24 protein-coding genes are annotated in these 20,494 nt (G+C 58.7%); 11 read left to right on the top strand and 13 right to left on the bottom strand.

The window, feature by feature from the left end; genetic code table 11:
• Nucleotides 1-192: 192 nt before the first annotated feature.
• The 3 genes from DQ393_RS34085 to DQ393_RS05330 form a co-directional block, all read right to left on the bottom strand.
• The gene (locus DQ393_RS34085) at nt 193-327 is read right to left on the bottom strand and encodes a hypothetical protein (protein ID WP_281023965.1); all 135 of its coding nucleotides are present in this window, start codon (nt 325-327) and stop codon (nt 193-195) included.
• Nucleotides 328-367: 40 nt separating this feature from the next.
• A complete protein-coding gene (locus DQ393_RS33335; RefSeq protein WP_162943881.1) occupies nt 368-526 on the bottom strand; it encodes a hypothetical protein in 159 nt (52 codons plus the stop codon).
• 91 nt (nt 527-617) lie between these two features.
• Nucleotides 618-953 carry a hypothetical protein gene (locus DQ393_RS05330; protein ID WP_245430260.1) on the bottom strand — a complete coding sequence of 112 codons (336 nt, stop codon included), beginning with the start codon at nt 951-953 and terminating at the stop codon, nt 618-620.
• Between the two features lie 91 nt (nt 954-1,044).
• Here DQ393_RS05330 and coaD point away from each other — a divergent pair, with 91 nt between their 5' ends.
• The 7 genes from coaD to DQ393_RS05295 all read left to right on the top strand — a co-directional run bounded on the left by coaD (nt 1,045) and on the right by DQ393_RS05295 (nt 6,878).
• On the top strand, nt 1,045-1,557 hold the full coding sequence (coaD, locus tag DQ393_RS05325) for a pantetheine-phosphate adenylyltransferase (RefSeq protein WP_112340768.1): 513 nt from the start codon (nt 1,045-1,047) through the stop codon (nt 1,555-1,557).
• 29 nt (nt 1,558-1,586) lie between these two features.
• Nucleotides 1,587-2,159: a peptidylprolyl isomerase gene (locus DQ393_RS05320; RefSeq protein ID WP_112340767.1), complete on the top strand. Its 573-nt coding sequence runs from the start codon at nt 1,587-1,589 to the stop codon at nt 2,157-2,159.
• Nucleotides 2,160-2,242: 83 nt separating this feature from the next.
• The gene (locus tag DQ393_RS05315; protein WP_112340766.1) at nt 2,243-2,752 is read left to right on the top strand and encodes a peptidylprolyl isomerase; all 510 of its coding nucleotides are present in this window, start codon (nt 2,243-2,245) and stop codon (nt 2,750-2,752) included.
• A gap of 88 nt (nt 2,753-2,840) precedes the next feature.
• Nucleotides 2,841-3,926, top strand: a complete 1,086-nt coding sequence (queA, locus tag DQ393_RS05310; protein WP_112340765.1) for a tRNA preQ1(34) S-adenosylmethionine ribosyltransferase-isomerase QueA — start codon at nt 2,841-2,843, stop codon at nt 3,924-3,926.
• A gap of 6 nt (nt 3,927-3,932) precedes the next feature.
• Nucleotides 3,933-5,063: a tRNA guanosine(34) transglycosylase Tgt gene (gene tgt / locus DQ393_RS05305; protein WP_112340764.1), complete on the top strand. Its 1,131-nt coding sequence runs from the start codon at nt 3,933-3,935 to the stop codon at nt 5,061-5,063.
• A gap of 245 nt (nt 5,064-5,308) precedes the next feature.
• Entirely contained in the window at nt 5,309-5,734 is a 426-nt protein-coding gene (locus DQ393_RS05300; protein WP_112340763.1) for a VOC family protein, read from the top strand.
• Between the two features lie 253 nt (nt 5,735-5,987).
• Nucleotides 5,988-6,878: a cell wall hydrolase gene (locus DQ393_RS05295; RefSeq protein WP_112340762.1), complete on the top strand. Its 891-nt coding sequence runs from the start codon at nt 5,988-5,990 to the stop codon at nt 6,876-6,878.
• A gap of 75 nt (nt 6,879-6,953) precedes the next feature.
• Here DQ393_RS05295 and DQ393_RS05290 read toward each other — a convergent pair whose 3' ends face one another.
• From DQ393_RS05290 to DQ393_RS05265, 6 genes are all read right to left on the bottom strand, one after another.
• Nucleotides 6,954-7,376 (bottom strand): DUF4864 domain-containing protein, encoded by a 423-nt coding sequence (locus DQ393_RS05290; protein WP_112340761.1) that lies wholly within the window; start codon nt 7,374-7,376, stop codon nt 6,954-6,956.
• A 57-nt stretch (nt 7,377-7,433) separates the two neighbouring features.
• Entirely contained in the window at nt 7,434-8,699 is a 1,266-nt protein-coding gene (gene fabF, locus DQ393_RS05285) for a beta-ketoacyl-ACP synthase II (RefSeq protein WP_112340760.1), read from the bottom strand.
• A 17-nt stretch (nt 8,700-8,716) separates the two neighbouring features.
• Nucleotides 8,717-9,223, bottom strand: a complete 507-nt coding sequence (locus tag DQ393_RS05280; RefSeq protein ID WP_112341053.1) for a winged helix-turn-helix transcriptional regulator — start codon at nt 9,221-9,223, stop codon at nt 8,717-8,719.
• 145 nt (nt 9,224-9,368) lie between these two features.
• On the bottom strand, nt 9,369-9,959 hold the full coding sequence (locus DQ393_RS05275; protein WP_112340759.1) for an NADPH-dependent FMN reductase: 591 nt from the start codon (nt 9,957-9,959) through the stop codon (nt 9,369-9,371).
• Nucleotides 9,960-10,095: 136 nt separating this feature from the next.
• Nucleotides 10,096-11,997, bottom strand: coding sequence for an ABC transporter ATP-binding protein (locus DQ393_RS05270; RefSeq protein ID WP_112340758.1), 1,902 nt, complete (start codon nt 11,995-11,997; stop codon nt 10,096-10,098).
• A gap of 2 nt (nt 11,998-11,999) precedes the next feature.
• A complete protein-coding gene (locus DQ393_RS05265; RefSeq protein ID WP_112340757.1) occupies nt 12,000-13,892 on the bottom strand; it encodes an ABC transporter ATP-binding protein in 1,893 nt (630 codons plus the stop codon).
• A gap of 225 nt (nt 13,893-14,117) precedes the next feature.
• Here DQ393_RS05265 and DQ393_RS05260 point away from each other — a divergent pair, with 225 nt between their 5' ends.
• A complete protein-coding gene (locus DQ393_RS05260; protein WP_112340756.1) occupies nt 14,118-14,774 on the top strand; it encodes a dihydrofolate reductase family protein in 657 nt (218 codons plus the stop codon).
• A 42-nt stretch (nt 14,775-14,816) separates the two neighbouring features.
• Here the strand turns inward: DQ393_RS05260 and DQ393_RS05255 are convergent, their stop codons facing one another.
• A complete protein-coding gene (locus DQ393_RS05255) occupies nt 14,817-15,707 on the bottom strand; it encodes a LysR family transcriptional regulator (protein ID WP_112340755.1) in 891 nt (296 codons plus the stop codon).
• Nucleotides 15,708-15,808: 101 nt separating this feature from the next.
• Between DQ393_RS05255 and DQ393_RS05250 the strand changes: the two genes are divergently transcribed.
• The 3 genes from DQ393_RS05250 to DQ393_RS05240 all read left to right on the top strand — a co-directional run bounded on the left by DQ393_RS05250 (nt 15,809) and on the right by DQ393_RS05240 (nt 18,443).
• Nucleotides 15,809-16,030, top strand: a complete 222-nt coding sequence (locus tag DQ393_RS05250; protein WP_112341052.1) for a DUF1127 domain-containing protein — start codon at nt 15,809-15,811, stop codon at nt 16,028-16,030.
• A gap of 357 nt (nt 16,031-16,387) precedes the next feature.
• The gene (locus DQ393_RS05245; protein WP_112340754.1) at nt 16,388-17,242 is read left to right on the top strand and encodes a D-alanyl-D-alanine carboxypeptidase family protein; all 855 of its coding nucleotides are present in this window, start codon (nt 16,388-16,390) and stop codon (nt 17,240-17,242) included.
• Nucleotides 17,243-17,699: 457 nt separating this feature from the next.
• Complete coding sequence (locus DQ393_RS05240) at nt 17,700-18,443, top strand: class I SAM-dependent methyltransferase (protein ID WP_112340753.1); 744 nt, start codon at nt 17,700-17,702, stop codon at nt 18,441-18,443.
• A 182-nt stretch (nt 18,444-18,625) separates the two neighbouring features.
• Here DQ393_RS05240 and DQ393_RS05235 read toward each other — a convergent pair whose 3' ends face one another.
• From DQ393_RS05235 to DQ393_RS05225, 3 genes are all read right to left on the bottom strand, one after another.
• Entirely contained in the window at nt 18,626-19,105 is a 480-nt protein-coding gene (locus tag DQ393_RS05235) for an SRPBCC domain-containing protein (RefSeq protein ID WP_112340752.1), read from the bottom strand.
• Between the two features lie 72 nt (nt 19,106-19,177).
• Nucleotides 19,178-19,669 (bottom strand): YbaK/EbsC family protein, encoded by a 492-nt coding sequence (locus tag DQ393_RS05230; RefSeq protein ID WP_112340751.1) that lies wholly within the window; start codon nt 19,667-19,669, stop codon nt 19,178-19,180.
• On the bottom strand, nt 19,666-20,493 hold the full coding sequence (locus tag DQ393_RS05225; RefSeq protein WP_112340750.1) for an MBL fold metallo-hydrolase: 828 nt from the start codon (nt 20,491-20,493) through the stop codon (nt 19,666-19,668). The genes DQ393_RS05230 and DQ393_RS05225 overlap by 4 nt, the downstream gene beginning before the upstream one ends.
• Between the last annotated feature and the right edge of the window lies 1 nt (nt 20,494).

Here is a 20,494-nt window from a genome sequence, read left to right as displayed (position 1 = left end):
CCATTGAACCGACTCATCATAGCACGATCGTGGCTACCGCCGCGCTTCTCGAAGCAAGATCATATGCTTGCGGAGGGTGACAGGATGCGAAGGTCAATGTATTGGCAATAAAAAACCGGACGCTGGCGGGTAGCGTCCGGTTCATGGTCCATCCGAGCATCTGGCGGGGAGAGGATGCTCGGTACGCGGAGATCAGAGCGTCTTATGACGCTTATGCAATCTCTTGCTCTCTTCGCTTTCGCGATGGAGCGCCGAAATGGTGGATGCGACTGACACGATGAACATGATGCTGATAAAAAGCGTAAGCAGCGTCAAAATTGTGAACATGATCGCTCCCTCCTTTGGTGGGACTAGCGTTCAGATCCCTTTAGTATTGGCTCGTGGCAACGAAGGGACGAGCCGAAGCAAAGGGACCGTAGACCTTCGACTGGTCGGGTTTCTGATCGTAAAGTGCAACGGTTGCCGCGAGCATTCCCGAAATCATGGCCATCCAAACAACGTTAATGAGGGTGATCTTGTCGGGCATACTCTTCTTCCTTCTTGCCGCAATACGCGAGCTGAGTTTCGGACTGTTAACGCGGCGTTTCCTAAATGGTTCCGCCGATCTTGAGGTCTATCTAGCAATGCGCGCCTGAAGCGACCTTGAATAGCTTGTTCATCTGGCGTTCAGATTCGCGATGCGTTTTGCGCATGGCAGTGGCGATTTCTTGGGCAAAATCGACATCTTTGCCGCTTTCAAAATCAGAATCCCATTCGATCTCATAATTGTCGGCGAAAAGATGAACGAGGTATTCGACCAGAAATGAACCGACGATGGCGCCTGCGATAATGAAGACGAGCATGGAATGATTTCCCTGAGACGGAGATCGATGAGCCATTGAGCCAGGGCCCGTTTCGATGTTGAAGCCAGTAAAGCATTGTCGAGCTGAAACAGGCTTGAACGTCGCGTTCATCCGATGTTCAGAGGCGGTCCCCGGGTTGCAAATGACTTGCGATGCGGCCCCATCCGTGACAAAAGGCGTCAAAACAACGAGCCGGCCTGGTATGACGACAGCCTTTTATCCCGGATCCTTCGACCCGATGACCAATGGACATCTGGATGTCCTCGTGCAGGCGTTGAACGTTGCCTCGAATGTGATCGTCGCGATCGGCATTCATCCCGGCAAGAAGCCGCTCTTCTCCTTCGAGGAGCGGGCGGAGCTGATCCGCAGATCGCTCGCCGAGGCTGTGCCGCAGAAGGCGGGTGCCATTTCCGTCGTCGCCTTCGACAATCTGGTCGTCGATGCCGCCCGCGCCCATGGCGCCACCTTGCTGGTGCGCGGCCTGCGCGATGGCACCGACCTCGACTATGAAATGCAGATGGCCGGCATGAACCGGCAGATGGCGCCGGATATCCAGACGCTGTTTCTGCCCGCCGGTACGGCCTCGCGGCCCATAACCGCCACATTGGTGCGGCAGATCGCATCCATGGGCGGCGATGTCAGCGCCTTTGTGCCGTCAGCGGTTCTGGAAGCCCTGACCGGCAAACTCAAAGATACGGCCAGCGTCAAAAACTGAGCCCGAATTCATTTCCGAACGGAGCACTAATGAAACTCTTTCATATCGCATTGGCAGGCGCTTTGAGCCTTGCCGCATTCGCAGGCAGCGCAATCTCGGCTGCGGCCGCCGATCTCCTGACGATCCAGCTCAAGGACGGCCCTGTCGTCGTCCAGCTGATGCCCGAAGTTGCGCCGAAGCATGTCGCGCAGATCGAAGCGCTGGCCAAGAAGGGTGCTTACGACAACGTCGTCTTCCACCGCGTCATCGATGGCTTCATGGCCCAGACCGGCGACGTCCAGTACGGCAATGCGACGAAGAGCTACGATCCGAACAAGGCCGGCACCGGCGGTTCCGACCTGCCGAACCTTCCGGCCGAATTCTCGAAGGTTCCGTTCCAGCGCGGCACCGTCGGCATGGCACGCGCGCAGGACCCGAATTCCGCCAATTCGCAGTTCTTCATCATGTTCGCTGATGGTGCTTTCCTGAATGGTCAATACACGGTCGTCGGCAAGGTCATCTCCGGCATGGAGCTTGTCGACAAGATCAAGCGCGGCGAAGGTCAGAACGGCGAAGTGAGCAACCCGGACAAGATGATCAAGGTTACGGTCACCAAGAAGTAATGTCACAGGCATGATCCCAAAAAGCTCGACGCGATTTTTGGACAGGATCATGCGCAATCAAGAAGAGAGAAGAGGAAACGAACATGGCTGAGATCAAGGATCCAGAAAACACCCTCATCCTGGAAACCACCAAGGGCCAGGTTATCATTCAGCTTCTGCCGCAGGTCGCCCCCGAGCATGTCGCCCGCATCAAGGAACTCGCCCGCGAGAAGGCCTATGACGGCGTCGTCTTCCATCGCGTCATCGATGGCTTCATGGCCCAGACCGGCGACGTGCAGTTCGGCAAGCAGGGCAGCGAAACCTTCAACCCGGGCCGCGCAGGCATGGGCGGCTCCTCCAAGCCGGACCTGAAGGCGGAATTTTCCGCGACCTCGCATATTCGCGGCACCTGCTCCATGGCCCGTTCGCAGAACCCGAACTCGGCCAACTCCCAGTTCTTCATCTGCTTCGCTGATGCTCCCTGGCTGAACAAGCAGTATTCCGTCTGGGGCCAAGTCATCTCCGGCATGGAATTCGTCGACCAGATCAAGCGCGGCGAACCGGTGAAGGATCCGGATTCGATCGTATCCGCGCGGGTTGCCGCCGACGTCTGATCGTGATTATTCCTGAAACCCGCCTCTTGCGCTTATGGCGTGAGGGGCGGGTTTCGCTTTGCCTGAATGAACTGCCTGGACGACCTGAATGCGTGTTGACCTTTTCGACTTCGATCTGCCGGATGAGCGTATCGCGCTCAGGCCCGCCGAGCCGCGCGATAGCGCGCGTCTGCTCGTCGTCGATCCAAACGATGGTGCCAACACGCTGAGTGACCATCAGGTGCGGGATCTGCCATCTTTCCTGCGCCCCGGCGATGCCATGGTTTTCAACAATACCAAGGTGATACCGGCACAGCTGGAAGGCATTCGCCATCGCGAAGGCGCGCCTGGCCAGCAGGTCTCGGCGACGCTGCATATGCGTGTCGCGCCGGATCGCTGGAAGGCCTTTGCCAAGCCCGGGAAGCGCATCAAGATCGGTGACCGCATCCAGTTCGGTCACGGCGAAAATGTCTGCGCGCTCGGTTCGCTCGACGCCACGGTCGAGGAAAAAGGCGAGGGCGGCGAGATTACCCTGCGGTTTGATCTATCCGGTCCCGCCCTCGATGAGGCGATTGCCAGCGTTGGGCATATTCCGCTGCCACCCTACATCGCTGCGAAGCGCCCGGAAGACGAGCGCGATCGCGCCGACTATCAGACGATCTATGCGCGGGAAGAGGGTGCCGTCGCAGCACCAACTGCGGGTCTGCATTTCACGCCATCCCTGTTTGCCGCACTTGATGCCATGGGCGTCGAGCGTCATTTCGTGACGCTGCATGTCGGCGCCGGTACTTTTCTGCCGGTCAAGGCCGATGATACCGATGATCACAAGATGCATTTCGAGATTGGCTATGTCGATGCCGAAACCGCCGCCAGGCTCAACGCCGTCAAGGCGAGGGGCGGGCGCATCGTCTGTGTCGGAACGACCTCGCTGAGACTGATCGAAAGTGCTGCCGCCGACGATGGCACCATCCAGCCCTGGCAGGGTGCTACCGGCATCTTCATCACGCCCGGCTACCGCTTCAAGGCCGTCGATATGCTGATGACCAATTTCCACCTGCCGCGCTCGACCCTGTTCATGCTCGTATCGGCCTTTGCGGGCCTCGATACCATGCGCGCGGCCTATACACATGCTATCGAGACGGGCTATCGCTTCTATTCCTATGGCGATGGCAGCCTGCTCTACCGGAAAGACTAGAACGAGATGAGCGAGAGCTTTCAGTTTCAATTGAAGAAGACCGACGGCGGTGCGCGCCTCGGCGAAGTTTCCATGCCGCGCGGCACGATCCGCACGCCGGCATTCATGCCTGTCGGCACGGTCGGCACCGTCAAGGCCATGTATCTCGATCAGGTGCGCGAAAGCGGCGCCGATATCATCCTCGGCAATACGTATCACCTGATGCTGCGCCCGACCGCCGAGCGTGTCGCCCGCCTTGGCGGCCTGCACGAGCTGATCCGCTGGCCGCATCCGATCCTCACCGATTCCGGCGGTTTCCAGGTCATGTCGCTGTCCGGTCTGCGTAAACTCGATGAGCAGGGCGTCACGTTCAAATCGCATGTCGATGGCAGCCTGCATCACATGTCACCGGAACGATCGATCGAGATCCAGGGGCTGCTCGATTCCGATATCCAGATGCAGCTCGACGAATGCGTCGCCCTGCCGGCAACGCCGAAGGAGATCGAACGCGCCATGGAAATGTCGCTGCGCTGGGCGGAACGCTGCAAGGTGGCCTTCGGCAATCAGCCCGGCAAGGCAATGTTCGGCATCGTTCAGGGCGGCGACGTGCCTGAGCTGCGCGTCCGCTCCGCACAGGCATTGAGCGGCATGGACCTGAAGGGCTATGCAGTCGGCGGCCTTGCCGTCGGCGAGCCGCAGGAGGTTATGCTGCGTATGCTCGAGATCACGCTTCCGGAGCTGCCGACGGAAAAGCCGCGCTATCTGATGGGGGTCGGCACGCCCGACGACATTTTGAAATCGGTCGCCCGCGGCATCGACATGTTCGATTGCGTGATGCCGACCCGCTCGGGCCGTCACGGACTGGCCTTCACGCGTCGCGGCAAGGTCAACATCCGCAACGCCCGCCACGCCGAAGACATGCGGCCGCTGGATGAGCAGTCCAATTGCCCGGCGTCACGGGATTATTCGCGCGCCTACCTGCACCATCTTGTCCGCGCCAACGAAGCGCTCGGCGGCATGCTGCTCTCCTGGCATAATCTCGCCTACTATCAGGAACTGATGCAGGGCATCCGCCAGGCGATCGCCGAAGGCCGCTTCGCTGATTTCATGGCTGAAACGATGGAGAATTGGGCGAGGGGCGATCTCGAGCCGGTGTGATTGAGCTACGATGAGGATGCACTACGCGATCTTGCTCCCATGACGATTTCGCGCTAACAGAAGCGTGTCGAAAAAGGCAGGGTTGGTTTCGGTAGGCCCAACTCCTTCCAATATGGAAGCACTGCTCCTTGCCATTGGTGATGAGAGCCCGCGACGCGGAACTTGGCCATTGTGGTCGAGTGTCTCGCGTTGACGTGGGCCGGATCGACCGACATGTCTCCGCGGGAAAGCCTTTTGGAGCTGTCATGAGACTGAACCACCTGGATCTGCATGTTCCCGATGTCGCTGCGACCCGGGATTTTTTTGTTTCCGTTTTCGGCCTGACGGAGGTGGAAACGCGGGGCGCCAATGGCCTTGCCATCCTTCGCGATGATGCCGGGCTTGAACTTGTCATCAGCCGGCCTGTCGAGAAATTCGGCGGTGCCGATACCGTTTCTGTTGGCCGCAATACCTATCATATCGGCTTCATGCAGCCCTCTCGAGAAGCCGTCGATCTGTTGTTCGAACGGGCGAAATCGAGTGGCTGCGAGATCTGGAAGCCACCTTCGGCCATACGTGGCAATTGGTCGTTTTATTGTTTTGCACCGGGGCGAATTCTCATCGAAGTCGGCTGGCGCATGGACCTTGCCCTGTTGGTAAATCATTTATTATCGATTGATTGCTATCCTTAACCAACGTCATTTTGAGCCGGCTGGAATGGACTTGCCCTAGGCAATCTCCGTTTCCGGCCGTGTTTCAAAATGAACCTGGCGACAATAAAGCATTGGGAAAAATAGCGAATCGGAATAAACGGTCCATCCGCCTTTGAAAAACGTCATTGGCTGATTTGATTGTGTGGCCGCTTGGAATTTTGAAAAAATCCGGCTAAAACGCATTCTCTTGATCGATAAGGGCTGTACTACCGAAAATAGGAGGCACTTGCCGTTGAGGGCGCAACGTAAATTCGGGGCATGTCTTTCAGGGCTATTGATTGTCGGTCTAGCGGCTACCAGCTGCACGACGACGCAGAAGACAACCCCCACCCCCAGCAAAACCACCAAGCCCATTCGTGGCGCGAAAGTAACGTACAATTACACGACGAAGGACAAGGACTGTCTCGAACGTGCAATGTACTTCGAATCGGAGCGTTCAGACCCGAGCGGTTACATGGCCGTCGGTACGGTCGTAATGAACCGCCTGACCTCCGGTGCTTATCCGCCCACGATCTGCGGCGTCGTCGCCCAGGAAAAGCAGTTCGCGCCAGGCGTGATGACCAGGGAGGTCAAGGATCAGGCAAAGCCCGATCTTGAGGTCGCTGCCTCGAAGATCCTGCGCGGCGAACGGCATCCCCAGGTGAAGGACGCAATGTTCTTCCATACCGAGGGCCTGAGGTTCCCCTACGATAACATGCACTACGTCGCTTATGCCGGCGGCAACGCGTTCTATGAGAAGCGTGGTCGCGATGGTGAATTGCAGACGCCCGCGCCGCTTCCGGCCTACGAGGTTGCGATGAATTATGTGCCCACGCAGGGTGCGCCGCAATCTCCGTTCGTCCTGCCGGAAACGCAGCCGGCGCAATCCGCTTCGTCGGTTATGGCCTTTACGCCTGTTTCCAACCCGGTGGTGACGATGCCGCAGAGTGCCGTTCTGATCCCGGCTGCGGTACCGATCCCGACACCGGCACCCACGGACATGGCAATTTCGGGACCGCTTTCGAGCGGCGAAACCACCTATACGAATACCCCAATGCCGGCATCGACGGTCGTCATTCCGCAGCCGCGCCCGGAGTTTGACGGCAACGCGCCTGCGGAAAATTCGCTTAGAATTCGCGGCTAGCACCAACTGGCTCAAACCCTCGAGCAGCGCGCTTCTTTCTCAGAGGCGCGCTGTTTTGTTTGGGATGAGCCATGTTCAGATGCCCTCGCTCGTTGCTTTTGGGAGTATCTGCACACCATTGATCTTGTAGCTGCCGTCAGGCTGACGGGTTATCTGATAGATCGCGGTCCAGTCCTTGTCGTCGGTGCCAGCGATCAGCACTTCCTGATAGACGACCGCGCCGTTGTCGATCGCGCGGCTCTTGCCGAAGGCATAATTGCCGGGATGATAGACCGGCTGATAGCTCTTCTTCACCATGGCAAAGAAGGTGTCCTTGTCCGGAAAGAGCGCCTTGATGCCGGGCGCGGCGAAGGAATAGGCCGTCGCTGCGTCATCGTGCAGAAAAGCTTCGATCTGTTGTTCAATGAGGCTCTGTGCCGTTCGAACCGGATCGTCTGCGCGGGCGGCCGGTGCGAAGGCGATGCAGCAGAGAAAAGCGGCTATGGAAAAAGCGCGCATGTTCGATCCCAGCCATATGGGAAGAGCATAGCGCGCTTTGGTATCAAGCGGAAGCGATTACTGCCAGCGGCGGAAGAGAGCACTGGCGTTGACGCCGCCAAAGCCAAAGCCGTTGGATATCGCATAGTCCATGGCCATCGGCCGCGCCTTGGCACCAACAATGTCGATACCCTCGGCCGCCGAATCCGGATCCTGCAGATTGCGGGTCGGCGGAGCGATCTGGTCGCGCAGCGCCATGACAGTGAAGATCGCCTCCATGCCGCCGGCGGCACCCAGAAGATGGCCGGTCGCGGCCTTCGTGCCACTGACGGCAATTGCACCCTCGCGGCCGAAGACGGTCTTGATCGCTTCCATCTCGCCACGATCCCCGACCTGTGTCGATGTCGCATGCGCATTCAGGTGTTTGACCTCGGCCGGCGAAATGCGAGCCTGAGAAAGGGCGGCAAGCATGGCCCGGCGCGCACCATCGCCATCTTCCGGCCCGGCAGTCATGTGATAGGCATCGGCGGCTGTGCCATAGCCGACAAGTTCGGCCAGCGGCGTAGCACCACGAGCAAGCGCATGCTCCAGCGTTTCGATCACAAGCATGCCGGCGCCTTCGCCCATAACGAAACCGTCACGACCGCTGTCGAAGGGGCGGGAGGCTTCTTCCGGCCGGTTACTGAAGCCGGTCGAGAGCGCGCGCGCTGCAGCGAAGCCGCCGAGGCTCACCTTGTCGATGCAGGCTTCGGCACCGCCGCAGATGGCAATATCGGCCTCGCCTGAGCGGATCAGCCGCGCCGCGTCGCCAATTGCCTGAACGCTGGCGGCACAGGCGGTGACCGGCGCGCCGAGCGGTCCCTTGTATCCGTAACGGATACTGACCTGGCCGGCGGCGAGATTGACAAGGAAGGATGGGATCGTAAAGGGCGACAAACGCCGCACACCTTTTGTTTCGGCCGTGCGAACCGCATCGGCGATGGCGGGAAAGCCACCGACGCCCGATGCGATGATCGTGGCCGTCCGTTCCAGAGCGCTGACGTCAGTCGGTTGCCAGCCGGCCTGCAGGATTGCCTCTTCGGCGGCCGCCATGGCGAACAGGATAAACCGGTCCATCTTTTTCTGGTCTTTAACCGGCACATAGCGGTCGGCGTCGAAGCCGGCTTCGAGGTTCTCCGCTATATCGGGAACGACACCACCGATCTTGGCGGCGAGATCACCTACCATTTCCTCAGGCAGCAATCGGAGGCCGGAACGGCCTTCGATCAGCCGTTTCCAGCTCGCATTGACACCCACACCCAGGGGAGAAACCAGCCCCATGCCGGTAACGACGATACGATCCATGTCTTGCTCCTATTGTGTCAGGCGTCGAAGCCCAGAAACCATGCTTTCATCTGGGCGATGCGGTCATGAACGGCCTCGTCGGCCGCAGGCCCAGGCACGAGGATCGTGTCTTCAGGCTGAAAGGCGCGGCCAGTGACGCGGTCGATGAGAAGCGGGTCGCGGTCTTCACCGGTATTGGCGTCGGCTAGCCGCACGGCGACCTCTTCGGCAGGCAAATGCCGGTTGCCCCAGGTGAAAAGCGCCATCAGAACCGGGAAGAAATCCCGACCCTTGTCGGTCAGCGCATATTCGTAGCGCGGCGGCCGCTCACTATAGAGACGCCGCTCGAACAAGCCTTCATCGGTTAGGTGCTTGAGCCGACGCGTCAGGATGTTCGGCGCAATTCCAAGGTTCTTCTGGAATTCGTCAAACCGGCTCAACCCCTGAAGGGCATCACGCAGAATCAGAATGCTCCACCAGTCGCCGACGCTTTCGAGCGCGCGGGCGGCTGGGCATTTGAAGGTGCTGAAGCTGGTTCTCTGCATGGGCAGGGCAGATAGCATGAGTAACTAGCATTATGCAAGTTACTATCATGAACCGGCGTGTGCGCGAAACGAGAACTCAATCTGCTGATGTGAGGCTAGATGGGAATAAGCGCGATGTGCCCGGCTGTAGCCACGCCGCGAGTTCTTAGTAAGGAGGTGCCTTGCGGGCGCGCTGGTGTTTTGCTGCCTCGGTCCACCAGGCGAGATCCTCAGCAAAACGGGGGAAAGCTCTTGCCAACGCATCGCCTCCGCTCCCGGTCGGTTTACTGTCAACGTCCAACGCCGCCGAGATATTGGCGACCGCGAGGGTGCTTGAGATGACGACCATTCCCATCTCGGAAAGGGTGCCATGCCATGAGACTGCCGCATGGGCGCCGGAAAGGCGGCCGCCGGAATAGCTGGCAATTGCCGCCGGGCGCCAGAACCACTCTTCAAGGTAATGGTCGGTCAGGTTCTTCAGCCCGGGTTGCATGCCCCAATTATATTCGCCCGTAACGAAAACGAAGGCATCGGCCACCCGGATTTTCTCGGCAAGCTGCTCCATTGCCGATGGCGCGGAACCTTTGGGGTATTCCTTGTACATCCGATCGAGCATCGGCAGTCCAACCGCCTTGGCGTCGATGAGTTCGACGGCGTTTCCGCGCTCGCGAAGTCCGGTTACGATATAATTCGCAAGACGGATGCCGACACGATCCGACCGGTAGGAACCGTAGAGAACCAGAATACTGTCGACCATTGGCGATTATGTCCTCACAGCTCGCGCGGCATGTCTGGAGCAGTTCAGCTCTTCATGGAATCTCTGAACCGCTCTATCCCATTGTTTTCAAATCAATTCTGGACGAAAACCGCCACGCACTTTTCCGCGAATTGCTTTAGGTTCGCGACTCCGCCGGCACCGAAGCGGAGACTTCCTCCTCCGGAATATCGTCGAACGACGCGTAGTTGAGATTATAGAGCTTCGAATAGAGTTTGCCATTCGCCATGAGCTGATTGTGGTTGCCGCTTTCAAGCAGCTGACCATTTTGCAGCACGATGATGCGATCGGCCTCGCGGATGGTGGCCAGACGATGGGCGATGACGAGGCCGGTGCGGCCCTCGAGCAGCTTCACCAGTGCCTTCTGGATCAGCATTTCGGTGTAGCTGTCGATATTCGCTGTCGCTTCGTCGAGTACGAGGATCTTGGCGTCAGCGACAAGGGCGCGGGCGAAGCTCACGAGCTGGCGCTGGCCGAGCGAAAGATCGCCGCCGCGCTCGCCGAGAACGGAATCGTAGCCATCCGGAAGACGCATGATGAACTCATGCGCACCGACGGCCTTGGCAGCTTCTATGACTTCCTCGCGCGTCGCCTCCGCCTTGTTATAGCGAATATTATCGAGCACAGTGCCGGTGAAGAGGAACGGCTCCTGCAACACCATGGCGATCTGGCGGCCGAGCGAATCCTGGGTGAGGGAGCGCACGTCGTGACCGCCGACCAGTACCTGGCCCTGCTGCACGTCGTAGAAACGATGGATAAGTGCCATCGAGCTCGACTTGCCCGAACCTGTGGGGCCGATCAGCGCTACGGTTTCACCCGGATTGACCCTGAAACTGACATTCTTCAGCACCGGATGCTTGGGATTGTAACCGAAGACGACGTCGCGGAACTCCACCGAGCCGTCCATGTCCCGCGAAAGCTCGACGGCATCGGGTGCATCCTTGATGTCGATGGGTACATCGAGCACCTCGGTCAGTCGCTGCCCGGACGCCATGGCGCGCTGCATGACCGAATACTGCATGGTGAGGGAGCGGATCGGGTCGAAGAAGCGCTGGATGTAGAACAGGAAGGCGACCATGATGCCGACATCGAGCCTGTGGTTCAGGACCATCGAGCCGCCGACGATGATGACGATCGCCATTGCCATGCCGGTCAGCGTATCGACGATCGGCACCATGATCTGCGCATAGCGCGCCGCCGTCAGATGCGCTTGAAGATTGGTATGCGCCTTGTCGTCGAAAAGCGAGAAGTTGACCCCTTGCCGATGCATGCCCTGAACGGCGCGCACGCCATGGATTGCTTCGGCCAGCGCGCCGTTGGTGACGGAGTTGGTCTCATGCGCGTTCATAAAGGCGAGGCGCGCCTTCGGCAGCCAGAACAGCCGCACGATGAAGAGGATCGGCATGACGGAAAGCGTCAGCAGGCCAAGACGGAAATCCAGCGACAGCATGACGATGACGATGCCGAAAAGCAGGGCTATGTCACCGACGGAAAGCACTGAAGTTTCAAGGAATTCCTGCATGGAGTTAACATCGCCCTGCAAGCGCGACATCAGGCGTCCTACTTCCGTCTTGTCCATGAAGGACAGCGAGACGCGCTGCAGATGCGCAAACATCGCCCGGCGTATGTCGAACAGCACTTCCTCCGCGACCTGGCCGACAAAGGTCTCCTGCACATAGCTCGCCCCGTAATTGACGAGAATTGCCGCCGCGAAAATTGCGAGAGACAGCCAGAGTGCCGAGTAGTCTATGGCGCCCGGTGCCATCGCATTGTCGATCGCATGCCGGATGACGAGCGGTATGATAATCTGTGATCCCGTGAACAGCAGAACGGCCGCGACCGAAATATAGATCTGGCGGCGATAGGGGCTTACGAAGGCCCAGATGCGGCGAATGATCTTGCTGTCGAAGACCTTGCCGAAGACCTCCTCTTCGACGCGGTGCGAGCCGACCACGGCACGGGGAGGGCGGCGACCATCCTCGCGCACGTCATTGCGCTCGGTTTCGGTGATTTCCGACATTGTCAAACCTCCCTTTTTGCCCTTTCGAGCGTGCCGCCACTGGATGTCCTGATGACATCGTCCTCCGGGCGAACCTGCAGATCGTAAAGCGCCTTGTATCGGCCTCCAGCGGCCAGAAGCTGCTCATGGGTGCCGCGCTCGACGATCTCGCCGTCCTCAATAAAGAGGATCTGGTCGGCATGCATGAGCGAACTCAGCCTGTGGGCGATGATCAGCGTCACGCGATCCCGCGAGAAGCGCTTCATGGCGCTACGGATGCGCTGCTCGGTTGCAGCGTCGATCGCCGCCGTGGAATCGTCGAAGACCATCACGGCCGGCTTCAGCATCAAGGTGCGGGCGATCGTCAGGCGCTGGCGCTGACCACCGGAAAGAGACACGCCGCGCTCGCCGACGACCGTGGTGTAGCCGGCGGGCAAGCCGAGAATGTAGTTGTGCAGCTGTGCCGACTCGGCGGCGCGCTCAATGCGGGTTTCCTTTGCCCAGGGATCGCCATAGGCGATATTGTTCTCGATGCTTGTCGTGAACAGGAAGGAATCCTGCTGCACGACGGCCACGTTCTGCCGCAGCGATTGCAGCGTCGCCTTGCGGATATCCTGGCCGTCGAGGGTGATCCGCCCGGCCGTGACATCATAGAAGCGCGGAATGAGGTGGGCGATGGTGGACTTGCCACTGCCGGGCGGGCCAACGATGCCGATCGTCTCGCCGCGTCTTGCCTCGAAACAGATATTCTTCAGCACCGGCCGCGTTTCCGAGCCGGGATAGTTGAAGTCGACATTCTCGAAACGCAGCGTACCGTCGGTTACGACAAGCGGCTTGGCATCCGGTGCATCCTTGATGGGAATATCGAGATCCAGCAGTGCAAACAGCCGAGAACCGCAGGTCGATGCGCGGGCGAAGGCATTCACCATCAGGCCGAGCTGGCGTACCGGCATCTGCAGGATGGTCATGAAGGTCAGGAAGGAGGCCAGCGTGCCGACGCTGATCTCGCCCGCAATGACCTTGAGACCACCCAGCCAGAGAACCAGCCCCATCGACACGAAGAAGGAGAGGTTCATGGCGCTGGTATTGATGACGCGGATGCCGACGCGCTTATGGGCCAGCGAAAGCGCGTTATGCGAGGCGCGGTCGAACTTCATGAGTTCATGCGCCTGGGCGGCGAAGGCACGGACGACGCGGATACCGCCGAGATTTTCTTCCATCACGCGCGTCAGCACCGAGAGCCGTTCCTGCAGCTCGAGCCAGGTCGAACGCAGCCGCAACTGCGTGACGGAGGAGCGCCACGCGACGAAGGGCACGAAGCTCAGGGCGAGCAGGCCGAGTGCCACATCGGTCGACAGCAGCATATAGGCGCCGACGCCGATCAGCATGGTGAGCAACACCGTGCGCACCAGGGCGGTCGAGAAATACATGCGCACGCCTTCGAGATCGAGCAGGCCTACGGTGATGAGATCGCCGGAATGGACCTTGTCGTGGAAGCTGAAGGAGAGCTGCTGGATTTTCTCGTAACAGGCGAGGCGGAGCTCATAGCCCATGTGGTGGCCGACGGATTCGCTGTAATAGTTCTGCACCATCGTGAACAGGCCGCGCAGGATGCTGACGACAAGCAGCAGCAGAGCCGTCGTCATCAAAGCATTTTCCGCGATCTGGCCAGCAGCGCCACCAGCAACCGCCGTCTGTGTCTGGTCGACGGCTCGACCCAGAAGCCTGGGGATCGTCAACTGCAACGTTGCAGCTACAAAAGTTGCTCCTATGGCCAAGCTTGTCTGCCAGGGGTGGCGCAGCGTCATATGGGTGATACGAACGATCGTCGAGAGGCCCTGGCCCCAACCGACCGCGTTGATATGCGCGCGCGAGGCCAATGGCCGCGCCGCGTTTCTTGATGAATCGCTGCTCACGCTTTTATCCAAGCACAATTAAACGAGGCGGGCCCGCAATCGGGTTCGTATCTCAGGGAAAGTATTGATAGGATGAATTTTGCCGATTCCGTGGCGACGTTCAAGAGTCAATTGGTCACAAGTCCCGCGCGAACGTTAGATTGCGTGTTCAAAAAATAATCGATGACATGTCGGGATCGAAATCGGCGGGACGTCCTTCGAGCACCAAGCAAAAAGGAGGACATCATGCGCAAGGTCATCGCAGCCACATTTATCAGCCTCGACGGCGTCATGCAGGCACCCGGCGGTCCGGATGAGGATCCGACCGGCGGTTTCAAGAATGGCGGCTGGGTATTTCCTTATTCCGACGAAGAAACCTTCAAGACACTCTTCGAAGTGTTCGAAAAGCCGTTCGATCTTCTGCTCGGGCGCAAGACCTATGAGATTTTTGCCGCCTATTGGCCCTATATCGACAATGACAATCCGGTTGCCGCGAAATTCAACAGCGTCACCAAATATGTTGCGACACGCGGTAACGGCGAGCTGAAATGGAACAAGAGCCGGTCCCTTGGCAAGGATGCCGTGGCGGCGATCAAGGAACTGAAGGCAGGCGAGGGGCCGGATCTCCTCATCCAAGGCAGCGGCGATTTCATTCAGACCTTGCTGCGCCACGGACTGATCGACGAATTCAATCTGATGATCTTTCCGCTCGTGCTGGGTAGCGGCAAGAAGCTGTTCGCCGGCGGGGCGGTTCCCGCGGCGATGAAACTGCTGCGCACACAGTCATCTCCGACCGGTGTCATCTTTGCGACTTATCAGCCGGATGGGCCGGTGAAGACAGGTTCCTTCGTCGGGCCGGATCCGTCTGAAGAGGAGATCGAGCGCCGCAAGCAGTGGAAATAGATAATCGAAGGATCGGGACGACCGGAGAATACCTTGTCACGATCACATCGCATGTCCGATCGTCTGGAATTCTCGTAGGGATTTCATGATTTCACGAAGACCTTTTGTGAGATGCTTGTCCCGGCGCAATACTATGCCGAGTTGCCGAACGAGTCTTGGTCGGAGCGGAGAGGTGACCAACAGGTCCGATTTGTCACGCCTCAGCGCCATGTCTGGAAGAATGGACCATCCGAGGCCCGCCGCGACCAGCTCCTTTATGGCCTCGACGCTGCCGAATTCCATGGCGGGCTCCGGTTGGGCTCCGCCAGTTCGGAACCAGTCATCCGTGGCGCGACGCGTATTGCCGCCTTCATAAAGCAGCAGCGCCTTGTCCTTCATGAATTCGACATCAGGTCCGCCATCCGGCATTACGCTTCCCTTGGGAGCTACCGCCAAAAGCTCGTCGTCATGGAATGGTTCGATTTCGAGGGAGCGACCGGAGGCGGGCAGGGCGACCACCGCGAGGTCGAGCGCATTGGCTTCGAGATCGTGCAGTATCTCTGCAATATTGCCGATGCGGACGATGATCTCGAGATCGGGCATGCGTTTCTTTGCAGTTGCGATGGCGCGGGGCAGCAGGTGGATCGAGGCCGTGCCGCCGCTGCCGATCCTCACGCGCCCAACCGATCCTTCGCGAAACGGCATCATCGCCTCTTCCGCCATGGAGCAGGCTTCTACGATGCGGCGCGCATGCGGAAGCAGATCGGCACCTGCCGGCGATGGCTGCGCCCGCCGGCCGACACGCTCGATTAGTCTCACACCGAGGCGCTGCTCCAGAAGCTTTACCTGCAGGCTGACGGCCGGTTGCGTCAGCCCTGCCCTGTCGGCCGCGGCGGTAAAACTGCCGAGATCGACGACGCTGATAAAGGCGGCGAGCTGATCCAGATTAAGCATTAGAAGAATTCCTTATGGATTGCATAAAGATCATAAGCTTCAATCGCTGCTAACACCAGTGCATCCTGAAGCCATGTTGATGCGGCTCAGGGAGCATGAAGATGACAATCGATATCGGTAGAGCAACGCCAGCGGCTGGTGCGGGCAGGGAACGGCGAAAGCCGGGATTTCTGCGGGCTGCGCTCAAAAGATTTCTGATCTACCTCGAAAAGCGCGAGACAAGATGGAGCCTGCGCGACCTGACCGATGATCAGCTTCACGATATCGGGATGACGCGCGCCGAAGCGCGAACCGAGGTCCGCAAGTCATGGTTCTGGAGCTGAATGGCCCGAAGCTACGGGAAGGGGGAAGGTTCCGGAGAGGAGCCGCATAACTGTGCCGTTTGCACAGAGAGGGCCCATGCAGGAAGTGACTGCCGGAAGCGGACGGTCGGAGGACTTTATGCCATCCTCATCTCTGACGCGCGCGCAGCGGATTACGGCAGCAGGACCTGATCCTTGGAGCGGGCAGGGACCGGCACTCCGAATGATCTCAACCTCAGTACACAGCAAATATGTCTCATGCAGTCCTTTTTGTGGCAGCGTTCTTCTTTCCGCCATAGAGTTGTCTGATCCATCGCCTTCCAAATTCAGCGGTGCCTTCCGCCCGGATCGTCAATTCAGAGTACCAGATAGAGTTCCATGCTCAAGACAACTTCAATGCTTCTTACCGCGGCGCTTTCGGCCGTGTCTCTTCTTGGCAGTCTTTCGATAGCGCAGGCCGGTCAGGCAAGTTACGTCGTGGACGCGCGTAGCGGCCAGGTGCTGGAGGCATCGAATGAGAACGAATTGAACTATCCGGCATCGCTTACCAAGATGATGACGCTCTATCTCGCCTTCGAGGCGCTGCATGGCGGCCGCCTGACATGGGATCAGAAGCTTACCTTGTCGGAGAATGCCGAGAGCAAGGAGCCCTTCAAATTCGCGATCGGTGCTGGCCGTAAGGTGACGGTGCGCGAGGCTGTCGAAGGCATCGTCGTCCTATCGGCCAATGATGCGGCTGTCGCGATTGCCGAGCAGCTTGGCGGCTCCGAGGAGAGCTTCGGCAAGATCATGACTGCGAAGGCGCATCAGCTTGGCATGAGCAGTACTGTCTTCAAAAATCCCTCCGGCCTGCCGGATCCGGAACAGGTCACGACCGCGCATGACATGGCAACGCTGGGCATTGCGCTGATGCGCGACTTTCCGGAGGAGTTCAAACTCTTCTCGCTGCGCGGCATGAAGTTCCGTGGCATGAAGCTGCGCGGCCACAACAATCTCATGTATCGCTACGCCGGTGCCGATGGCATCAAGACCGGCTATACCGATGCCTCCGGCTATAATCTCGTGACGTCTGCAACGAAGAACGGCCGTCGCGTCGTCGGCGTGGTCATGGGGGAGAAGACCGCCCAGATTCGCGACGACAAGATGGCAAGCCTTCTGGACACTTATCTGGCCCCGGTGGCGACGACGGCCACGGTATCGACCGGCGCTCCCAAGCAAAGCTCGGCGAACTGATTTCGGCTCGATTTCAGCATTCAGCCGACCATTGATCTTTTGGCGGCTGATAAGGGGTGGCTCCGTTTCCGAAGTCGCTGCGAGGAGAAGCTAATCCCGCCGCATGACAGGGTGAGGGGGCGGGTTTCTTCGTGCAAAAATATGATGCCCCGACCGTCAACTTCACGCAAGGCTTTTTCATGGTCGATCGGTGAGAGGGCTCTCTCATGATGAATAGACGAACAGTGATTGCCGAACTGGCGGACTGCCCTATGTCTACCGTTGCTCGTTCGCTGCGCTTGTCGTGATTTGGTAGGAATCCGCGCCGAACTGCGAATTCGCATAGGCGGAGATATCTGGTTTCAGTTTGTATTCTCCGAAAATGAAGGATCCATCATTGGCCGCGACCGGTCTGATGCTCCTGTAAGATCTCGCTAGCAAATATTTCAACGCATTGGGTCAAGTTGGGAGGACCGGAATGACGTATGATGATGCACGTTTGACGCGTGAGCGCGACTTTCATAATGAACGTTTTGGTGCAGTGGAGGAGCGCAAGGAGGATTCGTTTTATTTCGCTGTCAAAGCCGCTGTGGATGCTTATTGGCGGCTGGTGAGGATGGCTTGCCCCGAAAAGGACGTGCTCGAATACGGATGCTCGAACGGCATGAGCAGCATCGGTCTCGCGCACTCCGCCAAGTGGATCACCGGTATCGACATTTCTGATGTTGCCATTCAGCAGGCCACGAATTCGGCAGCTCTCCGCGGAATCGACAACGTGACGTTCCAGGTCGATAATGCTGAGGAGATGAGCCTGCCGTCAGCGGGTTTTGATGTCGTCTTCGGCAGCGGAATCCTGCACCACCTGGTCCTCGAAAAATCGCTCAGCGAGATCCGGCGTGTGCTCAGACCCGGCGGCAAGGCCTTCTTTTTCGAGCCGCTCGGCCACAACCCCGTGATCAATCTCTATCGCAACCGGACGCCGGAGGCCCGCACGGTCGATGAGCACCCGCTCTTGAAATCCGACTTCGACATCGTGCGCCGATATTTTTCGAAGTGCGATCTGGAGTTCTTCGGGCTCGCCGCGCTTGCTTCCATTCCGTTTCGCAGGAGCCCGTTCGGCGCCGCGGTTCGGGGCACCGGCGAACAGATCGACAATCTGCTGCTCAAAATCCCAGGCGTCAGATGGCAGGCCTGGATCGTCGTTATGACACTGGAGGCGTGAGGGGCAGGCCTGTTCAATCGCGGAGAAGAGCAGGCCATTCCATGCTCAAAAATCATGGCTAATGCTGTGTGTCTGTTGCATTCGAAAATGGAACCCACCTCCGGCCGCACAAAAATCAGATAAGATAGATTATGGAACAAAAGCTGATATGGTCGCGATAAAGAGATTGCCATTTTTTTATTTCATTTCAGATAGTTGTCGAGATTTTCGAGAGTCGATTTCAAGCCCTCGTCATGATCTTTCCTGCTGATGCCATGTGGCACGTTCTCGCAAACTATGGTGACCTTCGTACCAGACGGCAGCTCCATCCACGACCATGTGATGATCATCGTACCGGCGAAGGCTGCGTCGTCGGATTCGAAATTCACCGCCTGAACGATGCGCTTGTCAGGAACGATTTCGAGGAACCGGCCGGAAACGATGTCGGTGTGTTCGGAAGATTTTCCGGGTATGGAATGATCCGCTGCATCATAGGACAGCGCCAGCCGATAAATGCCACCTGGATGTGGCTCGAAGACGTGAATGTGTCCCGTCATGCCTTTGGGCGGAAGCCAGGCGATCAATGCTTCGGGATTGACGAACGCGTCGAAGATCGCGTGTGGCGTAGCGCGGATTATTCTGGAAGCCGTATCGGTTCTTTTTGCGCCTGCTGCCTCACTCATCACGTCCTCCTGGTCGTGGGTATCGCTGCGCTTTGCGCGGCGCGGCCGATTAAATGCCCGCGGATTGCCGCTTCAGTTCGCCTTGATGCGGATCGTCATGGCTGCGATCTTCTCGGCAAGCAGCGCCGGATTGCAGGCAAAGATGCTATCCGGGCGCCCAGCCGCGCACCAGACCTGGTCGTAAGCCAATAGGCTCTGGTCCATGAAAACGGGCAGATCGACGAGATGGCCGATCGGAGCGACCCCGCCGATCGCGAAGCCGGTTTCGTCGCGAACGCGATCGATATCCGCGCGCTTCAGTCGAACACCGTACGTCGTTGCTATATATGCCGTATCGGCATTATGGCTGCCCGAAACAAGAAGCAGCGTCAATTCATGCGTGTCGGCGTTGACGAAAACCAGCGACTTGACGATCTGGCCAACGGCGCATCCGACTGCCTTGGCGGCTTCCTCGGCCGTCCGCGTCGACTGCTCCATACGCTTGATCGCAATATCCAGACCCAGATTGCTCGCCGCCAGCTCGACGCGCTCCAGGCTCGAAAGCTTTCTGCTGTCTTCGCTCATAGATCGTCATCCTCCACGTCGAGTTCGATCTGCATCTGATCGTAGGCCGGCTCGACATGATCGGGCGTTTCTGCCAGCACGGTGTCATAATCGAGTGGCGTGTGCATGTGGGTCAAGATGGCATGTTTCGGCGCCAAGCGTTCGATCCATCCAAGCGATTGTTCCAGCGATAGATGGCTCGGATGCGGCCGATACTGCAGAGCGTCGATGATCAGGACATCGAGGTCTTGAACTTTTTCTACCGATTCCGGCGGGAAATCACTGATATCGCTGCAATAAGCGAGTTTACCGATACGGAAGCCGAGCGAATGAATATCGCCGTGCAGCTGCTTGTGAGGCCAGAAACGGATCGGACCGCCCGCCCCTGCAATCGTGAAGCTTGCCTCGAGGCTTTCTATCAGCACCGGCCGCACGATCGGCGGATAGCTGCTGCCTGGCGGTGTCTCCAGACAATAACGAAAACCCTCGCGAATGCGATCCATGGTCGGCGGATCGGCATGGATCGGGATCCGCTCATGCGAGATATGGAAGAAGCCGCGCAGATCGTCGATGCCGTGAATATGGTCGGCATGGGCGTGGGTATAGAGCACGGCGTCGATGGAGCTGACGCCGGCGCGGATCATCTGCTCACGAAAATCCGGTCCCGTATCGATGACGACCGTGGTAATCCCGCCATCCGGTGCGATCTGCTCGACGAGAAACGCCGCACGTGTGCGCCGGTTCTTCGGGTTCTTAGGATCGCAATCGCCCCAATCCCCGGTAATACGGGGAACGCCCGGCGACGATGAACAGCCCAAAATGGTGAAGCGTCGCCGGTATGTCACG

This window comes from Martinezella tropici (assembly GCF_003287875.1).
GTDB classification, from domain to species: Bacteria; Pseudomonadota; Alphaproteobacteria; order Rhizobiales; family Rhizobiaceae; genus Rhizobium; species Rhizobium tropici_C.
The sequence above is the reverse complement of the archived record's forward strand: the minus strand, read 5'-3'. Positions and strand labels throughout refer to the sequence as shown.

What these genes read in the sequence shown, in the direction of transcription:
- DQ393_RS34085 (WP_281023965.1), bottom strand. Translation starts at nt 327, where the DNA reads ATGTTCACAATTTTGACGCTGCTTACGCTTTTTATCAGCATCATGTTC.
- DQ393_RS33335 (WP_162943881.1), bottom strand. Translation starts at nt 526, where the DNA reads ATGCCCGACAAGATCACCCTCATTAACGTTGTTTGGATGGCCATGATT.
- DQ393_RS05330 (WP_245430260.1), bottom strand. Translation starts at nt 953, where the DNA reads ATGAACGCGACGTTCAAGCCTGTTTCAGCTCGACAATGCTTTACTGGC.
- coaD (WP_112340768.1), top strand. Translation starts at nt 1,045, where the DNA reads ATGACGACAGCCTTTTATCCCGGATCCTTCGACCCGATGACCAATGGA.
- DQ393_RS05320 (WP_112340767.1), top strand. Translation starts at nt 1,587, where the DNA reads ATGAAACTCTTTCATATCGCATTGGCAGGCGCTTTGAGCCTTGCCGCA.
- DQ393_RS05315 (WP_112340766.1), top strand. Translation starts at nt 2,243, where the DNA reads ATGGCTGAGATCAAGGATCCAGAAAACACCCTCATCCTGGAAACCACC.
- queA (WP_112340765.1), top strand. Translation starts at nt 2,841, where the DNA reads ATGCGTGTTGACCTTTTCGACTTCGATCTGCCGGATGAGCGTATCGCG.
- tgt (WP_112340764.1), top strand. Translation starts at nt 3,933, where the DNA reads ATGAGCGAGAGCTTTCAGTTTCAATTGAAGAAGACCGACGGCGGTGCG.
- DQ393_RS05300 (WP_112340763.1), top strand. Translation starts at nt 5,309, where the DNA reads ATGAGACTGAACCACCTGGATCTGCATGTTCCCGATGTCGCTGCGACC.
- DQ393_RS05290 (WP_112340761.1), bottom strand. Translation starts at nt 7,376, where the DNA reads ATGCGCGCTTTTTCCATAGCCGCTTTTCTCTGCTGCATCGCCTTCGCA.
- fabF (WP_112340760.1), bottom strand. Translation starts at nt 8,699, where the DNA reads ATGGATCGTATCGTCGTTACCGGCATGGGGCTGGTTTCTCCCCTGGGT.
- DQ393_RS05280 (WP_112341053.1), bottom strand. Translation starts at nt 9,223, where the DNA reads ATGCAGAGAACCAGCTTCAGCACCTTCAAATGCCCAGCCGCCCGCGCG.
- DQ393_RS05275 (WP_112340759.1), bottom strand. Translation starts at nt 9,959, where the DNA reads ATGGTCGACAGTATTCTGGTTCTCTACGGTTCCTACCGGTCGGATCGT.
- DQ393_RS05270 (WP_112340758.1), bottom strand. Translation starts at nt 11,997, where the DNA reads ATGTCGGAAATCACCGAAACCGAGCGCAATGACGTGCGCGAGGATGGT.
- DQ393_RS05260 (WP_112340756.1), top strand. Translation starts at nt 14,118, where the DNA reads ATGCGCAAGGTCATCGCAGCCACATTTATCAGCCTCGACGGCGTCATG.
- DQ393_RS05255 (WP_112340755.1), bottom strand. Translation starts at nt 15,707, where the DNA reads ATGCTTAATCTGGATCAGCTCGCCGCCTTTATCAGCGTCGTCGATCTC.
- DQ393_RS05250 (WP_112341052.1), top strand. Translation starts at nt 15,809, where the DNA reads ATGACAATCGATATCGGTAGAGCAACGCCAGCGGCTGGTGCGGGCAGG.
- DQ393_RS05245 (WP_112340754.1), top strand. Translation starts at nt 16,388, where the DNA reads ATGCTCAAGACAACTTCAATGCTTCTTACCGCGGCGCTTTCGGCCGTG.
- DQ393_RS05240 (WP_112340753.1), top strand. Translation starts at nt 17,700, where the DNA reads ATGACGTATGATGATGCACGTTTGACGCGTGAGCGCGACTTTCATAAT.
- DQ393_RS05235 (WP_112340752.1), bottom strand. Translation starts at nt 19,105, where the DNA reads ATGAGTGAGGCAGCAGGCGCAAAAAGAACCGATACGGCTTCCAGAATA.
- DQ393_RS05230 (WP_112340751.1), bottom strand. Translation starts at nt 19,669, where the DNA reads ATGAGCGAAGACAGCAGAAAGCTTTCGAGCCTGGAGCGCGTCGAGCTG.